General features: G+C 45.5%; 1 pseudogene. It reads left to right on the top strand.

From position 1 onward, the window contains the following. Nucleotides 1-6 precede the first annotated feature (6 nt). Nucleotides 7-2112 (top strand): annotated as a pseudogene (gene clpA / locus R8N28_RS23800) (ATP-dependent Clp protease ATP-binding subunit ClpA); the annotation flags it as partial.

A 2112-nucleotide genomic window follows, 5' to 3' on the forward strand; every position in this document is an offset into this window, starting at 1 on the left:
GTCATTATGCTAAATAAAGAACTAGAGTAAAGCCTTAACGGTGCATTTGCTCGTGCAAGAGACAAACGTCACGAGTTTATGACTGTCGAACACCTCCTACTTGCATTGTTGGAAAATGATGCAGCTAAGGAAGCCCTTTTAGCCTGCAAAGCAGACCTCGATGCTTTGCGCAATGAGCTCGATATATTCATCGATCAAACTACGCCGCTTATCCCTGAAAGTGATGAGACGCGCGAAACCCAACCGACTTTGAGTTTTCAACGTGTATTGCAACGCGCGGGTTTCCATGTTCAGTCGTCTGGTCGCAACGAAGTAACGGGTGCTAATGTATTGGTCGCAATCTTTAGCGAACAAGAGTCGCACGCCGCTTATTTATTGAAGAAAAACGACATTTCTCGCTTAGATATTGTCAACTTTATCTCCCACGGTATTACGAAAGCTTCTGGCGCCGGAGAAGATCCATCTTCTTCAGATTCGTTTAGCTCGGATAGTGTCGAAGAAACAGGTTCCGATGAGCGTTTAGAAAGCTTTGCAACAAACCTCAACCAAGTGGCGAAGGCCGGTAATATTGATCCATTAATTGGCCGTGACAAAGAGCTAGAACGTACGATCCAAGTTCTATGTCGTCGTCGTAAGAACAACCCATTGCTCGTTGGTGAAGCCGGTGTGGGTAAAACGGCAATTGCAGAAGGCCTAGCTTGGAGAATTGTTGAAGGCCAAGTGCCAGAGGTGATTCAAAATAGCGTTATCTACTCACTTGATATCGGTTCGCTGCTAGCAGGCACTAAGTATCGTGGTGATTTCGAGAAACGTTTCAAATCGATTTTGAAGCAGCTTGAAAAAGAAGAAGATGCCATCCTGTTCATTGATGAGATCCATACTATTATCGGTGCTGGTGCGGCGTCTGGTGGCCAAGTCGATGCGGCAAACTTGATTAAACCTCTACTAAGTAGCGGTAAGTTGCGCTGTATTGGTTCAACTACCTACCAAGAGTACAGCAATATTTTCGAAAAAGAGCGTGCGCTATCTCGTCGCTTCCAAAAAATCGACGTTGTAGAACCATCTCTGGACGATACAACCAAGATCCTGATGGGCTTGAAACCAAAGTACGAAGCTCACCACGAAGTGCGTTACACCAACAAAGCACTGCGTGCAGCCGTAGAGCTGTCTGCTAAGTACATCAACGAGCGTCATCTACCTGACAAAGCGATTGACGTTATTGATGAAGCCGGTGCTCGTAGTCGATTAGCTCCAGCAAGTCGTCGTAAGAAGACGGTTGGCGTGGCTGATATTGAAGCCATGGTTGCAAAAATGGCTCGAATTCCAGAGAAGTCGGTGTCTTCATCTGACAAAGACATCTTGAAGAATCTTGATGGCAAAATGAAGATGCTAGTCTTTGGTCAAGACAACGCTATTGATGCGCTTTCGGAGGCTATCAAACTGTCTCGTGCTGGTTTGGGTGTAGATAACAAGCCTGTGGGTTCGTTCTTGTTTGCAGGGCCTACTGGTGTGGGTAAAACCGAGGTAACTGTTCAGCTATCGAAACTGCTTGGTATTGAACTGCTTCGTTTTGATATGTCTGAGTATGGTGAGCGTCACTCTGTGAGCCGCTTAATTGGTGCTCCTCCAGGTTATGTTGGTTATGATCAAGGTGGCTTGTTAACCGATGCCGTTATTAAGCATCCTCATTCCGTTGTTTTGTTGGATGAGATTGAGAAAGCGCACCCAGATATCTTTAATTTGTTACTGCAAGTGATGGATAACGGTACGCTAACGGACAACAATGGTCGCAAGGCCGATTTCCGTAACGTGATCCTTGTGATGACCACTAACGCGGGTGTGGCTGAAACTGAGAAGAAATCGATCGGTTTAATCCAACAAGATCATACTCACGATGCCATGGCTGAAATTAAGAAGGTGTTCACTCCGGAGTTCCGTAACCGTCTTGATAATATCATCTGGTTTAATAGCCTAGATGAAAGTGTTATCCATCAAGTGGTTGATAAGTTTATTGTCGAGCTTCAAGTCCAGTTGGATGCTCGCGGAGTATCCATGGAAGTATCGCAAGATGCTCGCCATTGGTTAGCACATAAAGGTTATGACAAAGCGATG

The organism is Vibrio sp. Vb1554, assembly GCF_033344235.1.